The sequence below is a fragment of the Psychrobacter sp. TB20-MNA-CIBAN-0197 genome, from assembly GCF_040309765.1.
Lineage (GTDB): Bacteria > Pseudomonadota > Gammaproteobacteria > Pseudomonadales > Moraxellaceae > Psychrobacter > Psychrobacter submarinus.
In genome coordinates, this window is record NZ_JBEOPC010000849.1 from 1 (window position 1) to 260 (window position 260).

Sequence of the window (260 nt, forward strand, 5' to 3'; positions counted from 1 at the left end):
GCCCCGCTCAGCGGCCCGGTGCTGACGCTCGCCAACGTCCCGGACGCAGTGTTCGCCAGTGGCGCGATGGGCGACGGCATCGCCATCGACCCGCTCAACGACACGCTGTATTCGCCCTGCGCCGGCGTGGTCATCCACGTCGCGCGCAGCAGCCACGCGGTGACCGTGCGTGCCGACAACGGTGCGGAAATCCTCCTGCACCTGGGCCTCGACACCGTTGAATTGAACGGCGAAGGTTTCGCCATGCTGGTCAAGGAAAG

The 260-nt window shown here is 67.3% G+C and carries 1 protein-coding gene; it reads left to right on the forward strand.

Features of this window, described 5'->3' with window-relative positions; all coding sequences use genetic code 11:
- The coding region (locus AAEY83_RS16265; protein WP_351060685.1) for a PTS sugar transporter subunit IIA at positions 1-260 on the forward strand (260 nt) is incomplete at both ends.